The sequence below is a fragment of the Streptomyces sp. NPDC020983 genome, from assembly GCF_044333485.1.
In the GTDB taxonomy this organism is placed as follows: Bacteria; Actinomycetota; Actinomycetes; order Streptomycetales; family Streptomycetaceae; genus Actinacidiphila.
On record NZ_JBIRRA010000004.1, the window covers coordinates 501,385 to 517,678 of the forward strand.

The window sequence follows — 16,294 nt, forward strand, 5'->3', positions numbered from 1 at the left end:
GCTCGCGGCGGGCGGTTCGCCTGTCGCTGGGGGTTGCTTGCGCCGTTCCCCGCGCCCCGGGTTGCCCGGCGGGGCATCGCGCTGTCTGTGCGGGGGTGCCCAGGGAATCGGCGTCGTCGCGTGACGTCCGTTGCGTGATCAGGTCCGAGGAGGGCGAAGGGCGGTCCGCGATGTCGCAAGCCGTTGTCTGGCTCTGTCAGTGCACTTTCCCGAGGTTCGGGGAGCGCGTCGCGCCCCTCCTGATGAGCTGGTTCACCGCGATGCCGAGGAAGTCCTCGACGAGCGGTCCACGGTCTTCGGCCCTGGTCGCCAGCACGACTCGGCACGGTGCGATTCCTTCCACGGGAATGGCCGCGAGGTCGTGTCGAAGGGGGGTGTGCTCGCCGTGGGCCGGCGCGAGGGCGAGGGCCTGGCCGCCGGCGACGAGTTCGAGTTTGTCTGCCGCGGATGTGACGAGTGGGCCTTCGGGCGCCGGACGTCCGTTCGGGCGTGGGTCGAGACGCCAGAATGCGTCATAGGCCGCGTCGGTGTACCGGACCAGGGCTTCGTCCGCAAAGTCGTCAACGGTGACCGACGTGCGGCCGGCGAGGCGATGGAAGGTGGGCACCAGGAGCACCCGGGGCTCCTCGTAGAGGGCCGTCACGCGCAGTTGGTCGGTCGGGAACGGTTCTCGGGTGAGGACCACGTCGACCCGGTAGTCCAGGAGGGCCGCCCTTACCTGGCTGAAGTCCAGATGCAGGGTGCGCACCTCGGCGTCGGGACGCCGGTTGCGCAGTTCGCGCGCCGCGGCGGTCACGACGAGGCCGCCCGTGTATCCGATGGTGAATTCGTCGGGGCCGACGGTGGCGCGGGTCGTCGCCACGGCTTGCCGGGCGGCGTGCAGGAGGGCGTGCGCCTGGGGCAGGAAGATCCGGCCCGCCTCGGTGAGGTGGCTGCCCTGTTTCGTGCGATCGAGCAGGCGGACGCCCATGCGTTCTTCGAGACGCTGGATCTGTCGGCTCAGTGACGGCTGGGCGAGGTGCAGGGCATCGGCCGCGCGGCGGAAGTTGCGGTGCTCGGCGACGACCGTGAAGTACCGCACCAGGCGCAGGTCGAGATCCGCCGAGGGGGAGGGGTGGCCGGGCACGCCGCCAGGTTACTCGTGATACCCGTTTCGCATCACGTGGTGCGGAACAGGACTTGGACGCGGAGTGCCTGCGGTTCCTAGCGTTGAGGCACAAGCCCACCCCTCTCCACAGGCCGGGCTGAATCGAAGCCACAAGAGGATTGTCATCGTGCGCATTTTTGTCACCGGTGCCACCGGGTACATTGGATCCGCGGTGGTCCGCGAGCTCCTCGGAGCAGGCCATCAGGTCATCGGCCTCGCCCGCTCGGACTCGGCCGCCGCGACGTTGTCGGCGGCCGGCGCAGATGTGCACCGCGGCGAACTGGAAGACCTCGACAGCCTGCGTGCCGGCGCCACCGCGGCGGACGGGGTCGTTTACGCGGCCAACCAGCACATTACCGAGACCACGGATCCGGCCGCTCGCGCCCGGGTCGAACTGAGCGCCGTCGAGGCGATCGGGGCAGCACTTGAAGGCTCCGGCAAACCCTTCGTCGTGACCTCGGGAACCTTGGGCCTGACGTCCGGTCGCCTGGGCACGGAAGCGGACACCCCCGACGGAGAAAGGCTGGGGGCGTGGGCCCTGCGGGTTCCGGCCGAGCACGCCGTGATCGCGATGGGAGAGCGCGGCGTGCGCTCAGCTGCGCTACGGCTCGCGCCGCTGGTGCACGGCGAGGGAGACCTGAAGGGTTTCACCCCGACTCTCATCGGCATCGCCCGCGCGAAGGGCGTGTCCGCCTACGTCGGCGACGGATCGAACCGGTGGCCCGCGGTGCACCGGCTGGACGCGGCGCACCTGTACCGGCTGGCTGTGGAGGCCGCCCCTGCCGGTTCGCGTCTGCACGCGGTCGGCGACGAGGGGGTGCCGTTCCGGGAGATCGCTGAGGCCATCGGCCGTCGTTTGGAGGTGCCGGTCGTCAGCGTCGCAGCCGAGGACGCAGGCAGCCACTTCGGTTTTCTCGGCCCCCTGGTGTCGATCGACAGCCCGGCGTCGAGCGCAGTGACGCGCGAACGCCTGGGATGGCGGCCGACGCGTCCCACGCTGATCGCGGACATCAAGGAAGACCACTACTTCAACGATTGACGATTCCGCACGGGTGGTGGGAACACCCCGCGCCGGCAACCGGGCACCGCCGGAGCGGGAAACCCCCGCGGAGAGGGAGCCGCAAGCCCCACCGCACAAGGGCACCGCCCGCCGTCGCACCGCCCGAAGCGGCGCCGTCAGGGGCGGAAGGTGCGGCTCATGGGGGAGGGGGGCCGCCCGCTGGGGTGAGGCGGGCGTGGAGGGCCGTGGCGGCGGCATCCGTGAGGGACGCGATCTGGTCGACGACGACGCGGCAGCGCGTGCGGTCGTCCGGCGCGGCAGCGAAGAGCGCGGCGAACTGGGGGTCGAGCCCCTCGGGGGCCCGGGCGAGGAGGGCGGCGGCGAGTTCGGCGATGACGACGCGCTGCTCGGCGCGCCGCCGGGCCTGGGCGGCGCGCTGCATGACGTACCGGTCGGCGACAGCCTTGAGCACCGCGCATTCGAGCCGCTGCTCGCGCGGCACGACGAGTTCGGCGGCGTAGCGGGTGAGGCGGGCGGTGCCGTAGCGCTCGCGGGTGGCGCCCTCGGCGGCGAGGCAGAAGCGGCCGATGAGCTGGGAGGCCGCGTCCTTGAGACGGGCCTGTGCGAGGGCGGTGCCGTCGTAGTGGTCGGGCCACCAGGGCTGGGCGAGGAGCCGGTCGAGGGCGCCGGCGAGTTCCTCGGGGGCGGTGCCGGGCGGGGCGTAGCGGGAGGCGGCGCAGGCGAAGACGTCGGCGCGTTCGGGGGCGGACCGCAGCGCGCGGGGGTCGATGTGGCCGGCCTGGAGGCCGTCCTCGACGTCGTGGACGGAGTACGCGACGTCGTCCGACCAGTCCATGACCTGCGCCTCGAAGCACTGCCGTCCCTCGGGCGCGCCCTCGCGGGCCCACCGGAAGACGGGCAGGTCGTCCTCGTAGACCCCGAATTTCGGGCTTCCCGGCAGCCCGCCGCGTGGCCAGGGGTACTTGGTGGCGGCGTCGAGCGCGGCCCGGGTGAGATTGAGGCCGACGCTGACGTCGGGGGAGGCGAAGCGTTTGGGCTCCAGGCGGGTGAGCAGCCGCAGGCTCTGCGCGTTGCCCTCGAAACCGCCGCAGCCGGCGGCGAATTCGGCGAGGACCAGCTCGCCGTTGTGCCCGAAGGGCGGGTGTCCGAGGTCGTGCGCGAGGCACGCGGTCTCGACGAGGTCCGGGTCGCAGCCGAGCGCCGCGCCCAGTTCGCGCCCGACCTGCGCGCATTCGAGCGAATGCGTCAGCCGGGTGCGCGGGCTGGTGTCGGGTACGGCCCCCGAACTCACGCCCGGGTCGACGACCTGCGTCTTCCCGGCGAGCCGCCGCAGGGCGGCGGAGTGCAGGACACGCGCCCGGTCGCGCTGGAAGGCCGTCCGTCCGGGCCGCTTGTCGGGCTCGGGCACGTACCGTTCGGCGTCCGCGGCCCGGTAACCGCCGTGCGGCTCGCCACGTGCGTCGTCCCTGTCCATACCGTCGACGGTAACCGTCCGGCGGGGTGAACGGGGATTCAGCCGGCGTGGGCGAAGCGGCGCGAACCGGTACGGGGCAGGGCGGCCGTGGCCTCGTCGTAGCGGTGCAGCACCAGGCGGGCCATCGCCGGGTGCGCGCCCAGCGGGGCCGCCGCGATCCAGGGCGCGGCCGCCGCGGTGTGCGTGGCGAAGCGGCCGGGCGCGGTGAAGTACGAGGCCACGGCGATACGGTCGCGGGCCACCCCCCGGCCGGCGAGCGCCGCGACCGCCTCCGGCACGCTGGGCGCCGCCGCGGAGGCGTAGGCGGGCACGACCGGTACCCCGAGCCGCTCCGCCAGCAGGGCCGCGGTACGGGCGGTGTCCGCCGCCGATTCCGGGTCCCGCGAGCCGGCCGCCGCCATTACGACCGCCTGACCCGCGCGGCTCCACCCGGCCGCCCGCAGCCGGTCGTGCAGCGCCTCCGCGAGCAGCCGGTGCGGCCCGAGCGGCGCCGCGACCACCCCCGTCACCCAGGGGGCCGCCGCGAGCGCCGCGGGCAGATCGTGCTTCACGTGATAACCGCGGCCCAGCAGCAGCGGGACGAGCACCACAGGCCCGCGCACCGCCGCCAGCGTGTCGTCCAGCAGCGGTTCGTCCAGCTCCACGTGCCCGAGCCGCACCTCCAGCCCCGGCCTGGCCCCCCGCACCCGCTCCACCAGCGCCCGTACGGCGGGCAGGGCCCGGGGGTCGCGGCTCCCGTGTGCGACGGCCACGAGCGTGGGTCGCTGCGTCATCCTCATACCTCCGAGCATGCCGCCCGCCGGTTGCCGCCGGATTTCCCGCGGGATCTCACCCCTTTACCCGCGCCTCACCCCGCCCCCGCCCGGGCGGTGAGGGCGCTCGCCCGGGAGCCTCAGGTGTCCATGGCGACGTCCCAGTTGTACGCGGTGTTCAGATTCCCCGCGTACCCCGCCCCGTAATGCACGTAATACCCCGCCGGAACGTACACATTCACGAAGTGATCGGTGTTGTTGACAATGGATGCCGCGTGCATCGCTATGACCACGTTGTAGCCCGACCCGTTCCCGGTGTGCGTGAACCGGAAGAGTGACAGGTTGAGGCCGTGCTGGCCGGGGGAGAAATTCTCCCAGGACCCCCAGCCGTATTCCGGCGAGTTGTAGTAAAGGCACACGGCATTGCTCGGACACGCCTCGTTCCCGCCGGGCCCGGCCGCCTGCGCGCCACCGGTCGCCAGCCCCACCATGCCGAGGCTCATCGCCCCCACCACCGCGGCCTGCGCCGCGCGGCGCCCGATCCTGATGCGCATTGTCTTTCCCCTCCGAATCCACCGTGCACGACGAACGGACGGAAAGAGGCCAAAATTGCGCGTGGCGCTCCCCCTGTCCGTGAGCGTAGGCGTCCCCGTGCCCCCGCGACAACCACCCCGCGCCCCGCCGGGCGCGCCCCCTTGCGACCCCCCACCGCGGTCGTCTCCCACCCCTCACGACGCTGCTGCGGGCGGTGTCCGCCGGGGGCCGTGGGCGGCTGTCCCGCCGCCGTGGTGCCCGCGCCTGGCGGCGCTGCTTCGGGCGGTGGCCGCCCGGGGTGCGTTTGCGGCTGCCCCGCCACGGTGGTTTCCCGCGCCTGGCGGCGCCGCGCTCGGGCGGCGCCCGCCCGGGGTGCGTTGGCGGGTGTCCCGCCACGGTGGTGCCCGCGCCTGGCGGCGCGGGGTGTTCCCACCCCCACCACCCGTGCGGGACAGATGTCGGCTGACGGTTCACCTGTGGGGCACATTCGCCGTCGGGGGCGAACCGCAGTCCCCGAACCACATTCACCCCCACCGGCAGGCAGCCGCCACACCGGCCCGGGAGGGGGACGATCCGGGGGTGCCCCCGCAGGAATGCGCACCCACTCCCCGCCACCTACGTCATGACGTCAGACGCGCATTCCGAGGAGGTACCCCCGGAGTGGCACCCGACCCCACCCCCGCAGGGACAGCGCGATGCCCCGCCGGGCAACCCAGGGGCGCGGGGAACTGCGCGACCAGCCCCCACCGGCAGAAGATCGCGCGCACGACCGCAAAAGGCACCCCGCAGCGCAAAGGCCCGCAGGGAACACCACGCGCACCCCCCCGGGGAGCGGCACCCCGGGGCCCCCGCGAGGCCCTCCCGCGCGCACCCCCCGAGGCGCCCCCGCGAGGCCCTCCCGCGCGCACCCCCCGAGGCGCCCCCGCGAGGCCCTCCCGCGCGCACCCCCCGAGGCACCCCCGCGAGGCCCTCCCGGGGGGCGGCCCCCGGGCCAGAGGGAGGTCCGGGCCCGGCCCGGGAGGGGCCGGGGGAGAGGGGCGCCGGGGACCCCCGGAGTGGACGGACGCCGAAGCGGTCACAATGATCGTTCGGCGCGGCACACTTCCCGACGGCCCCGCCGTAAGGGACGCTCGCGTATAAGGAAAGACCGGCAGGGGAGGCGCACAGTGGTGGACGCACACCAGACCTTCGTGATCGTCGGGGCGGGGCTCGCCGGGGCGAAGGCCGCGGAGACGCTCCGCTCCGAGGGTTTCACCGGCCGGGTGATACTGATCGGCGACGAGCGCGACCACCCCTACGAACGGCCACCCCTGTCGAAGGGCTATCTCACCGGCGGCGCGGAGCGCGACTCCGTGTTCGTGCAGCAGCCGGGCTGGTACGCCGAGCACGACGTCGAGCTGCACCTGGGGCAGCCGGTGGTGCACCTGGACAAGGACGCCCGCAGCGTCAGCCTCGGCGACGGGACCACCCTGCTGTACGACAAGCTGCTGCTCGCGACGGGTTCGGAGCCGCGCCGCCTCGACATCCCGGGTACGGACCTCGCGGGGGTGCACCATCTGCGGCGGCTGGCGCACGCCGACCGGCTCAAGCACGTGCTGACGTCGCTGGGCCGGGAGAACGGCCACCTGGTGATCGCGGGCGGGGGCTGGATCGGCCTGGAGGTGGCCGCGGCGGCCCGCGGGTACGGCGCCGAGGTCACGGTCGTGGAGCCGGACCCGACGCCGCTGTACGGGGTGCTGGGGCCGGAGCTGGGGGCGGTGTTCACCGACCTGCACACCGAGCACGGTGTCCGCTTCCACTTCGGCGCGAAGCTCACGGAGATCACCGGTCAGGACGGCATGGTGCTGGCCGCGGTGACGGACGACGGGCAGGAGCACCCGGCGCACGACGTGCTCGCGGCGATCGGGGCGGCCCCGCGGACCGCGCTCGCGGAGGTGGCGGGGCTGGCGCTGGCGCCGCGTGAGGAGGGCGGCGGCGTCGCGGTGGACGCGGGCCTGCGCACCTCGGACCCGCACATCTTCGCGGCCGGTGACGTCGCGAACGCCGAGCACCCGCTGCTGGGCCGCAGGCTGCGTGTCGAGCACTGGGCGAACGCGCTGAACGGCGGCCCGGCGGCCGCCCGCGCCATGCTCGGGCAGCAGGTGTCGTACAACCGCATCCCGTACTTCTTCTCCGACCAGTACGACCTGGGGATGGAGTTCTCCGGGCACGCCGCCCCCGGGTCGTACGACCAGGTGGTGTGCCGCGGGGACGTCGGCAAGCGGGAGTTCATCGCGTTCTGGCTGCGCGAGGGCCGGGTGCTGGCGGGCATGAACGTCAACGTGTGGGACGTGACCGAGCCCGTCCAGCAGCTCATCCGCTCGGGCCGGGCGGTCGACGCCGAGGCGCTGTCGGACCCGGCCGTCCCGCTACCCTCGTTCCTGGAGTAGACCACTGGGGAGACCCAGGCCTGACCAGGAGGGACAGCCCCGTGCCCGTTTCGCGTACCGCCGTCGTCGCGGTCGAGGAGATCTTCGCGCTGCGCTGGGCCGTCCTGCGCACGGGACTGCCGCGGGAGACGGCCGTCTATCCCGAGGACGCGCTCCCCGGCACCTTCCACATAGCCGCCTACGACGAGACCGGGGCGGTCGGCGGCTGCGCCACCTTCTTCCCGGACGCCTTTCCCGGCGAGGCGGCCACCGCCTACCGCTTCCGCGGGATGGGCAGCGCCCCCGAGGTCCGCGGCCGGGGCTTCGGCGGCGCCGCGCTGACCGCGGGTCTGCGCGAGTGCGCGGCCCGCGGCGCGGCCCTGGTCTGGTGCCACGGCCGCACCTCGGCGACGGACTTCTACCGCCACATGGGTTTCGAGCGCGTCGGCGAGGAATTCCTGCTGGAGCCGAGCGGCCTGCACTACGACTTCGTGACGAAGGACCTGCTGCGCGGCTGATCCGCGCCGCGCCGGCGGTCCTGAGCTGTCCGGGCCGGGTCGTAGACTTCTGGCGTGGCGGGCAGGATCAGGGACGAAGACGTGAAGGCGGTACGGGACGCCGTCCCTATCGACGCGATCGTCTCCGAGTACCTCCAGCTCAAGTCCGCCGGCGGCGGCAACCTGAAGGGCCTGTGCCCCTTCCACGACGAGAAGTCGCCGTCCTTCCAGGTCAGCCCGTCCAAGGGGCTCTTCCACTGCTTCGGCTGCGGCGAGGGCGGCGACACGCTCGCCTTCGTCATGAAGGTCGACCACCTGTCCTTCACCGAGGCCGTCGAGCGGCTCGCGGGGCAGGCCGGGATCACCCTGCGGTACGAGGAGGGCGGCCACGTCCCCGGCCGCCAGCAGGGCGAGCGGATCCGGCTGGTCGAGGCGCACCGCGCGGCGGCGGCCTTCTACGTCGAGCAGCTCGCGGGGGCCGAGGCGGAGATCGCCCGGCGGTTCCTGGCCGCGCGCGGCTTCGACCAGGCCGCGGCGGGGCATTTCGGGGTCGGCTACGCGCCCGCCGGGTGGGACGCGCTGGTGCGCTTCCTGCGCGGGAAGGGCTTCAGCGACCGGGAGCTGATCACCGCGGGGCTGGCGCTGGAGAGCCGCCGGGGCGGGGCGATCGACCGCTTCCGGGGACGGCTGATCTGGCCGATCCGGGACATCACCGGCGAGGTGATCGGCTTCGGCGCGCGCAAGCTGCGCGACGACGACCAGGGGCCGAAGTACCTGAACACCTCGGAGACCCCGCTGTACCGCAAGTCGCAGGTGCTGTACGGGATCGACCTGGCCAAGAAGGAGATCGCGAGGACGGGCCGGGCGGTCGTGGTCGAGGGCTACACCGACGTCATGGCGTGCCACCTGGCCGGGGTGACGAACGCGATCGCGACCTGCGGCACGTCCTTCGGCGGCGACCACATCAAGATCCTGCGCCGGCTGCTGATGGACAACGCCACCTCCGAGGTCGTCTTCACCTTCGACGGTGACGAGGCGGGGCAGAAGGCGGCGCTGCGGGCGTTCGAGGACGACCAGAAGTTCGCCGCCGAGACGTCGATCGCGGTCACCCCGGGCGGTATGGACCCGTGCGAACTGCGGCTCGCCGAGGGTGACGCGGCGGTGCAGCGGCTCATCGAGGGGCGCACCCCGCTGTTCGCGTTCGCGCTGCGCTCGATCGTGTCGCGCTACAACCTGGACACCGACGAGGGCCGGGTGGCGGCGCTGGACGCCGCGGTGCCGGTGGTCGCGGCGATCAAGAACCAGGCGCTGCGCGACCGTTACGCGATCCGGCTGCTCGGTATGGCGGGCATGGCGACGCAGGCCGAGGAGCAGTCGGTCATCCGCCGGGTCCGGGCGCTGGCGCGTGCCCGTGCCGCGGGTCAGGGAGCCCCCGTACGGCCGGACTTCGCGGGGCGGCCGGCCCCCGAGCGGCGACCGGCGGGCCCCCCGCAGAACGTGCCGCGCGGCCCGCGGCTGGACCTGCGCAGCCCCGCGCACCGCCTGGAACGCGAACTGCTCAAGCTGGCGCTCCAGTTCCCCGCGCTCGTCTCGCCGGCCTTCGACGCGTACGGCGAGGACGAGTTCACCGGGCCGCCCTACGCGCAGGTGCGCCGGGTCATCGCCGAGGCCGGCGGGGTGGAGTTCGCGGACGCCGAATTCCTCACGCGGGTGCGGGAGCTGGCGCCGGACGACGCGGTGCGGATGATGGTCACCGAGCTGGCGGTGGAGCCGGTCATGCACAAGAGCCCGGAGTTCTACGCGGGCGAGGTCCTGGTGCGGGTGCGGATGAACGCGGTGGAGCGGCGGGTCGCCCAGGTCCTCGCGACGCAGGCGCGGCTCGGCGCGCAGGGGGTGCGCGAGGACGCGCCGGAGTTCGTCGCCGCGCAGAACGAGCTGTGGGCGCTCCAGCAGTACGGGCAGCGGCTGCGCCACCACGGGGCCGCCGCGCTCTAGGACGTGTCGGCCCGTACGCGAAGCGTGACGGAGAACCGAAAAACCGCCCGCACGACCCTCGTGGCGGAAGCGGTGTGTGCGCCACACTGAAGGACGGCCCAGAGCCCGCCTCGGCCCCTCCCGAGCCCTCTCCGAGCCCGCTGAAGAGCCCAATGTCGCGCTCACCGCGGAGGTCGATTCCGTGCAGACGCACACGCACTCCCAGGCGCAGATGCCGGTGCCGCCCCTGCGGCCGGTGCTCACGCCGGTGCCCGATCCGCCGCCGGACCCGCCGCACGCCCCCGTGCCCGGGGCCGACGCCCGCGTGCCGGAGCAGCGGGCCGCGGGCCCGCAGGCGCATCCGGCGGACGCCGAGCCCGGAACCGCGCCGTACGACGAGGGCGAGGCGGTCGACGTGCCGCTCCCGGCCCGTCCGCGCGCCGATCCGTCGGGCCCGTCCGCCGATCTCTTCCGGCAGTACCTGCGCGAGATCGGCCGCATCCCGCTGCTCACCGCCGCGCAGGAGGTGGAGCTGGCCCGGCAGGTGGAGGCGGGGCTCTTCGCCGAGGAGAAGCTCGCCGCCTTCCCCGCGCTGGACTCGCAGCTCGCGGTGGACCTGGACCGCATCGTGGTGCAGGGCCGGATGGCCAAACGCCGGCTCATCGAGGCCAACCTGCGGCTGGTCGTTTCGGTGGCGAAACGTTACATCGGACGCGGCCTGACGATGCTCGACCTCGTCCAGGAGGGCAACCTCGGCCTGATCAGGGCCGTCGAGAAATTCGACTACACCCGCGGCTACAAGTTCTCCACGTACGCGACCTGGTGGATCCGGCAGGCCATGTCGCGTGCCCTCGCCGACCAGGCCCGGACGATCCGCGTCCCCGTCCACGTCGTCGAGCTGATCAACCGCGTCATCCGCGTCCAGCGCCGCCTGCTCCAGGAGCGCGGCCACGAGCCCACCGCCGAGGACGTCGCCGCGCAGCTCGACATCACCCCCGAGCGCGTCGGCGAGGTGCTGCGGCTCGCCCAGGAGCCCGTCTCGCTGCACGCGCCGGTCGGCGAGGAGGACGACGTCGCCCTCGGCGACCTCATCGAGGACGGCGACGCGGTGTCCCCCGTCGAGACGGCCGCCTTCATGCTGCTGCGCGAGCACCTCGAAGCGGTCCTGTCGACCCTCGGCGAGCGCGAGCGCCGCGTCGTCCAGCTCCGCTACGGCCTCGCCGACGGCCGCCCCCGCACGCTGGAGGAGATCGGCGGCCTGTTCGGCGTGACCCGCGAACGCATCCGCCAGATCGAGTCCAAGACCCTCAACAAGCTCCGCGACCACACTTTCGCCGACCAGTTGCGCGGCTACCTCGACTGACGCCGCCGCACCCGACCGTTTTCCGCCGCCGGGCGGGTCTTCATTCGTGACAGCAGCGAACGCCACGGAAGGACCCGCCATGAGCACCAGCACGCCCGGCACCGCCGACGACACCGCGATCCGCGACGTCTTCCGCGCGGCCACCGACGCCTGGGCCGCGGGCGACGGCGCCGCCTTCGCCGCCCGCTACGCCCCCGACGCCACCGTCCTGCTGCCCGGCACCCGCCTGGCGGGCCGCGCGCAGATCGGGGCCACGATGTCCGCCGCCTTCGCGGACGCGCTGCGCGGCACCCGGCGCGTCCACGACGTGCGTACCGTCCGTCTGGTCACCCCGGACGTCGCCCTCGTCCACACCGTCAGCGCCACCCTCGGCCCCGACCAGTCCGAACCCGCCCCCGGCCAGCGCGAAGCGGTCACCTGGGTGCTCGCCCGCCACGCCGGCGAGTGGCTGGTCGAGGCCTACCACAGCAGCCCGGCCGCGGGGTGAGCCGCCCCGTCAGGACGGGACGGAGCGGGTGGCCGCCGCGGGCTTCACCGGGGTCAGTTCGCCGGCCTCCACGGCCAGGGGGAGGCGGTTCTCGGCCGGCGGGAGGGGGCAGGTGGCGAGGTCGGTGTAGGCGCAGGGGAGGTTGGTGGCGCGGTTGAAGTCGAGGACGACGTTGCCGTCGGCGTCGGGGGCGGCGACCGAGAGGGAGCGGTTGGCGGCGTAGGTGGTGACGCCGGAGGTGGCGTCGGTGAAGAGGACGTGCAGGGTGCCGGGGGCGGCGCCCTCGAAGGCGGTGAGGGCGTAGGAGGTGCCGTCGACGGCGAAGTCGATCCGGCCCACGGCGTCGTACACGTGCTCCAGGCCCTCCACGACCGCGCCGACCTTCGTCGGGCGGGGGGCCGCGAAGGCCTCGTAGCGGCCGGGCACGGCCCAGCGCGGGTCGGGGTCGTAGGCGGGTGTGCCGGTGAAGGAGCGGCGCAGCTCGCTGTCGGGGTGCCGGGGGCGGAGGATGTCGTGGCCGCCGCGCTTGGCGACCTCGAACACCGCCTCCCCGGCGGCGGGGTAGATGCTGGAACGCTCGGCGAGGACGCCGAAGTCGTGGCGGCCGCGCAGGACCTCGCCGTCGAGCAGCAGCTCCTCGCCCTCGCCGAGCTCGACGGTGACGCCCTCGGCGGTGCTGGACCACAGGCCCGGCGCGTCGGGGAAGCGGGTCGGGTTCTCGTCCAGCCAGTTGAGGCTGGTGATCGCGAGGAAGCCGTGCGGGCCGGCGAAGGTCTCGTCCTTCTGCCGGTGCCAGGCCTCCCATTCCTCGGCGAAGGCCGCCTTGCCGGTGGCCGTGGTGTTCCCGGTGTGCTGTGCGGGTGCGCTCATGGGTTCTTCCTGTCGGTGTCGGTGGCGGTGCGGTGTCAGCGGGGGCGGGGGGGCACGTCAGCGGCGCTGCCACTCCTCGGCGAGCAGCTGGTAGGAGCGCACGCGGTCGGCGTGGTCGTGGGTGATGGTGGTGACGACCAGCTCGTCGGCGCCCGTCGCGTCGCGCAGCGTCTCCAGCTGGTCGGCGACCTGCCGCGGGCTGCCGACGAACTGCGTCTCGACGCGGTCGGCGACCAGCTCCCGCTCCCGCGGCGTCCAGTCGTGCGCGGCCGCCTCCGCCGGGGTGGGGAAGGGGATCGCGCCCGCGCCGCTGCGGATGCTGTGCACCCACAGCCCGTACCCGGCGGCCAGCTCCCGTGCCCTGGCCTCGTCCTCGGCGACGACGACGTCCGCCGACACGCTCACGTAGGGGCGGTCCAGCTCCGCGGACGGGACGAAGGCGGCCCGGTAACCCTCCACCGCCTCCAGCACGCCGGCCGGGCTGACGTGGTAACTGGCCGCGAAGCGCAGGCCGTTGGCCCCCGCCGTCTGGGCGCTGAGCCCGCCGCTGCTGCCGAGGATCCACACCTGGAGGTCCGCGCCCTCGCCGGGCACCACGTGCGCGGCCACGCCGTCCGCGCTGACGTACCTCCCGCCGAGCAGCGCGAGGATGTCGGCGAGCTGCTCGTCGTAGGGCTGGGACTCGGCGCCCGGCAGCGTCAGCAGCTTCTGGTGCAGGAGGAAGCGGGGCGAGGAGAGCAGGCCGGCGGGGGAGAAGCGGGCCGGTATGCGCAGGCCGTTGGGTGTGCGGCCGTCGACGACGGGGGTGCCGCCGCCGGCCGGAACGGGCACCTTCGGCTCGGCTCCCGGCTTGCCGCGGCCCCCCGAGCGGCCGAGGCCCAGGTCGAAGCGGCCCGGGTGCAGGGCGTCCAGCAGCCCGAACTCCTCGACGGTCGCGAGCGCGGTGCGGTGCCCGAGCTGAACGGCGCCGGAACCGAGCCGGATGGTGCGGGTCGCGGCGGCGGTGAGGGCGAGCAGGACCGCCGGGGAGGTGCCGGCCACCCCGGGGTTGAGGTGGTGCTCGGCGAACCAGTAGCGGGCGTAGCCGGACTCCTCCGCCCGCCGCGCGAGGTCGATGCTGTTGCGCAGCGCCTGCGGGGCGGTGGAGCCGGACGGGATCGGGACGAGGTCGAGGACGGCGAGCGGGGTGGGTGCCACGGGCGGCGCTCCTTGTCGGTCAGGCGGCGGGGGCCGCTGCGGTGGCGGGGCCGGGATCGGGGGCGGTGGCGGGATCGGGGGCGTCCGGGAGCCCGGCCGGGGCCCAGGGCCACGGCGGGTCGGGGATCTCCTTGCGCAGCACGGGCGCGATCTCCGCCTGGAAGAGCTCCAGCGCGTCGCGGTGCTGCGTCTCGGTGAGGCCGCCCGCGTCGGCGTGCAGGTGCAGCACGGTGTGGCCGAACTGCTCGTGGTAGCGGTGCACCTTCTCGATGACCTGCTGCGGGCTGCCGATGAGGGCGGAGCTGCGCTCCACGTAGTCCTCCAGCGTCGCGAAGACCGGTTCGACGCCCAGCCGCTTCTGGAAGGCCAGTTGGCCCTCGAAGACCGGCCGGTAGGCGGCGACCGCCTCCTGCGAGGTGCGGGCGGCGTAGTAGCCGGCGGTCCCGGCGCCGACGGTGGCGAGCGCCGGGTCGTGCCCGTAGTGCGCCCAGCGCTCCCGGTAGTACCGGACCAGCTCGGCGTACGGCTCGATGGGGTTGGTGACGTTCGCCGAGAACAGCGGGTCGCCGTAGCGCGCGGCGAGGTCGACGGACTCGCGGCTGGTGGCGCTGCCGTGCCAGACGCGGACGGGCTGCTGGTACGGCTCCGGCCACACCTCGGCCTCGACCAGCGCGGGGCGGAAGCGCGGCTGCGCGGTGACCTTGCGCTCGCGCCAGATCCGCCGGAAGAGCTCGTAGCCCTCGGCGTTGCGGGCCCACTGGTCCTGCGTCGTGACGTGGAACAGCTCGCGCTGCGCGCTCCCGTTGCCCTTGCCGACGATCAGCTCCAGCCGCCCGCCGGACAGGTGGTCGAGCGTGGCGTAGTCCTCGTAGGCGCGCACGGGGTCGAGCAGGCTCAGCGTCGTGACCGCGGTGAAGAGCCGGATGCGGGAGGTGAGGGCGGCCAGGTGGCTGAGCACCACCGGCGGGGAGGAGGAGATGAAGGGCCGCTCGTGCCGCTCGCCCACGCCGAAGCCGTCGAAGCCCAGCTCCTCGGCCAGCAGGGCGTTGCCGACGACCTCGCGGAAGCGGTCCTGGGTGGACTTCAGTTCGCCGGTGACGGGGTGCGGGGCGTGCACGACGAGGGTGACGAGGAGGAATTTCACGACGCCGCCTCCGCGTGCGCGAGACCGCCCGGCGCGGGGGCCAGCGGTGGCAGCCCCAGGTGGTCGCGCAGCGTCTCGCCCTCGTACTCGGTGCGGAAGACGCCGCGTTCCTGGAGCAGCGGCACCACCGTGTCGGCGAAGTCGTCGAGGCCGCCGGGGATGAGGTGGGGGACGAGGATGAAGCCGTCGCTCGCGTCGGCCTGCACGAAGTCGTCGAGCTGGGCGGCGACCTGCTGCGGGGTGCCGACGAAGGACTGCCGGCCGGTCTCGGCGATGACCAGCTCGCGGATGGAGAGCTTGTCGCGCTCGGCGGTCTCCCGCCACCGTTGCACGGTCTCCAGCAGCTGCCGGCCGCGCGCGTCGGCGCGCCCGCGGGCGATGGGTTCGCCCTCGTACAGCGGCTCGACGTCCGGCAGCGGGCCCTCCGGGTCGTAGCCGCTCAGGTCGCGGTTCCAGACCCGCTCCAGGTAGGCGATCGCGGTGGCCCCGCTGACCTGCTGGTGGCGGATGACGTCCGCCTTCTCGGCGGCGTCCGCCGGGGTGTCGCCGAGCACGTAGGTGACCCCGGGCAGGATCAGCAGCTCCCCGGGGGAGCGGCCGTACTTCGCCAGCCGGCCCTTGACGTCGGCGTAGAAGGCCTTGCCCGCCTCCAGCGTGCCGTGCCGGGTGAAGATCGCGTCGGCGGCGGAGGCCGCGAACTCCCGGCCCTGCTCGGAGTCGCCCGCCTGGAAGATCACCGGCCGCCCCTGGGGGCTGCGCGGCACGTTGAAACGCCCGCGGATGTCGAACTGGCTCACCCGGTGCGCGAACCGCCCGGCGTCCGGATCGCGCAGGAAGGTGCCGGACTCCTTGTCGGCGGCGATCTCGTCGCCGCGCCAGGAGTCCAGCAGCACCTTGACGGCGGTCAGGAACTGCGACGCCCGCTCGTAGCGGTCCTCGGCGGCCAGGTAGCCGCCGCGGCGGAAGTTCTCGCCGGTGAACGCGTCCCAGGACGTGACGACGTTCCAGGCGGCGCGCCCCGCCGAGAGGTGGTCGAGGGACGCGAACTGCCGTGCCACCTCGTACGGTTCGTTGAAGGTCGAGTTGATCGTGCCGGCCAGGCCGAGCCGGTCGGTGACGGCGGCGAGCGCGGCCAGCACCGTGAAGGTGTCGGGGCGGCCGACGACGTCCAGGTCGTAGATCTTCCCGGCCTGCTCGCGCAGCCGCAGGCCCTCGGCGAGGAAGAGGAAGTCGAACTTGGCGCGTTCGGCGGTACGGGCGAGGTGGACGAAGGAGGCGAAGTCGATCTGGCTGCCGGCTGCCGGGTCGCTCCACACGGTGGTGCTGTTCACACCGGGGAAGTGCACGGCGAGATGGAGCTGTTTGCGGGGCTTGCCGGACTGGTCGCGGCTGCTGACGGGCGCGGTGCTCATGGCGGGTGGCCCTC

General features: G+C 73.8%; 14 protein-coding genes. 6 read left to right on the plus strand and 8 right to left on the minus strand.

Annotated features, from left to right (window positions below):
• Positions 1-196 precede the first annotated feature (196 nt).
• Positions 197-1,126 (minus strand): LysR family transcriptional regulator, encoded by a 930-nt coding sequence (locus ACH4SE_RS11200; RefSeq protein ID WP_398543051.1) that lies wholly within the window; start codon positions 1,124-1,126, stop codon positions 197-199.
• 148 nt (positions 1,127-1,274) lie between these two features.
• Here ACH4SE_RS11200 and ACH4SE_RS11205 point away from each other — a divergent pair, with 148 nt between their 5' ends.
• Entirely contained in the window at positions 1,275-2,186 is a 912-nt protein-coding gene (locus tag ACH4SE_RS11205) for an SDR family oxidoreductase (protein WP_398543052.1), read from the plus strand.
• A gap of 157 nt (positions 2,187-2,343) precedes the next feature.
• Here ACH4SE_RS11205 and ACH4SE_RS11210 read toward each other — a convergent pair whose 3' ends face one another.
• The 3 genes from ACH4SE_RS11210 to ACH4SE_RS11220 all read right to left on the minus strand — a co-directional run bounded on the left by ACH4SE_RS11210 (position 2,344) and on the right by ACH4SE_RS11220 (position 4,948).
• Positions 2,344-3,642 (minus strand): deoxyguanosinetriphosphate triphosphohydrolase, encoded by a 1,299-nt coding sequence (locus ACH4SE_RS11210; protein ID WP_398543053.1) that lies wholly within the window; start codon positions 3,640-3,642, stop codon positions 2,344-2,346.
• A 38-nt stretch (positions 3,643-3,680) separates the two neighbouring features.
• A complete protein-coding gene (locus tag ACH4SE_RS11215; RefSeq protein ID WP_398543054.1) occupies positions 3,681-4,433 on the minus strand; it encodes a sirohydrochlorin chelatase in 753 nt (250 codons plus the stop codon).
• Positions 4,434-4,534: 101 nt separating this feature from the next.
• On the minus strand, positions 4,535-4,948 hold the full coding sequence (locus ACH4SE_RS11220) for a hypothetical protein (RefSeq protein WP_398543055.1): 414 nt from the start codon (positions 4,946-4,948) through the stop codon (positions 4,535-4,537).
• 1,146 nt (positions 4,949-6,094) lie between these two features.
• On the opposite strand from ACH4SE_RS11220, the gene ACH4SE_RS11225 reads away from it, so the two are divergent.
• The 5 genes from ACH4SE_RS11225 (at position 6,095) to ACH4SE_RS11245 (ending at position 11,657) form a co-directional block, all read left to right on the plus strand.
• Positions 6,095-7,357, plus strand: coding sequence for an NAD(P)/FAD-dependent oxidoreductase (locus tag ACH4SE_RS11225; RefSeq protein WP_398543056.1), 1,263 nt, complete (start codon positions 6,095-6,097; stop codon positions 7,355-7,357).
• A 41-nt stretch (positions 7,358-7,398) separates the two neighbouring features.
• Complete coding sequence (locus ACH4SE_RS11230) at positions 7,399-7,854, plus strand: GNAT family N-acetyltransferase (RefSeq protein ID WP_398543057.1); 456 nt, start codon at positions 7,399-7,401, stop codon at positions 7,852-7,854.
• A gap of 54 nt (positions 7,855-7,908) precedes the next feature.
• Positions 7,909-9,828, plus strand: coding sequence for a DNA primase (gene dnaG, locus ACH4SE_RS11235; RefSeq protein ID WP_398543058.1), 1,920 nt, complete (start codon positions 7,909-7,911; stop codon positions 9,826-9,828).
• Between the two features lie 181 nt (positions 9,829-10,009).
• Positions 10,010-11,170, plus strand: a complete 1,161-nt coding sequence (locus ACH4SE_RS11240) for an RNA polymerase sigma factor (RefSeq protein ID WP_398543059.1) — start codon at positions 10,010-10,012, stop codon at positions 11,168-11,170.
• Between the two features lie 79 nt (positions 11,171-11,249).
• Complete coding sequence (locus tag ACH4SE_RS11245) at positions 11,250-11,657, plus strand: SgcJ/EcaC family oxidoreductase (protein ID WP_398543060.1); 408 nt, start codon at positions 11,250-11,252, stop codon at positions 11,655-11,657.
• A 9-nt stretch (positions 11,658-11,666) separates the two neighbouring features.
• Here ACH4SE_RS11245 and ACH4SE_RS11250 read toward each other — a convergent pair whose 3' ends face one another.
• Genes ACH4SE_RS11250 through ACH4SE_RS11265 form a run of 4 tightly spaced genes read right to left on the minus strand, consistent with a single transcriptional unit; the run spans position 11,667 to position 16,280 of the window.
• On the minus strand, positions 11,667-12,527 hold the full coding sequence (locus ACH4SE_RS11250) for a DUF1684 domain-containing protein (protein ID WP_398543061.1): 861 nt from the start codon (positions 12,525-12,527) through the stop codon (positions 11,667-11,669).
• 57 nt (positions 12,528-12,584) lie between these two features.
• Entirely contained in the window at positions 12,585-13,724 is a 1,140-nt protein-coding gene (locus ACH4SE_RS11255; protein WP_398543062.1) for an LLM class flavin-dependent oxidoreductase, read from the minus strand.
• 19 nt (positions 13,725-13,743) lie between these two features.
• The gene (locus ACH4SE_RS11260) at positions 13,744-14,868 is read right to left on the minus strand and encodes an LLM class flavin-dependent oxidoreductase (protein WP_398543063.1); all 1,125 of its coding nucleotides are present in this window, start codon (positions 14,866-14,868) and stop codon (positions 13,744-13,746) included.
• Positions 14,865-16,280, minus strand: a complete 1,416-nt coding sequence (locus ACH4SE_RS11265) for an NtaA/DmoA family FMN-dependent monooxygenase (protein WP_398543064.1) — start codon at positions 16,278-16,280, stop codon at positions 14,865-14,867. Before ACH4SE_RS11265 ends, ACH4SE_RS11260 begins: the two co-directional genes overlap by 4 nt.
• Positions 16,281-16,294: the final 14 nt, after the last annotated feature.

Bases quoted from the DNA above. Each gene is read 5' to 3' on its own strand.
- ACH4SE_RS11250 (WP_398543061.1), bottom strand. From the start codon at position 12,527: ATGAGCGCACCCGCACAGCACACCGGGAACACCACGGCCACCGGCAAG.
- ACH4SE_RS11215 (WP_398543054.1), bottom strand. From the start codon at position 4,433: ATGCTCGGAGGTATGAGGATGACGCAGCGACCCACGCTCGTGGCCGTC.
- ACH4SE_RS11245 (WP_398543060.1), top strand. From the start codon at position 11,250: ATGAGCACCAGCACGCCCGGCACCGCCGACGACACCGCGATCCGCGAC.
- ACH4SE_RS11220 (WP_398543055.1), bottom strand. From the start codon at position 4,948: ATGCGCATCAGGATCGGGCGCCGCGCGGCGCAGGCCGCGGTGGTGGGG.
- ACH4SE_RS11210 (WP_398543053.1), bottom strand. From the start codon at position 3,642: ATGGACAGGGACGACGCACGTGGCGAGCCGCACGGCGGTTACCGGGCC.
- ACH4SE_RS11265 (WP_398543064.1), bottom strand. From the start codon at position 16,280: ATGAGCACCGCGCCCGTCAGCAGCCGCGACCAGTCCGGCAAGCCCCGC.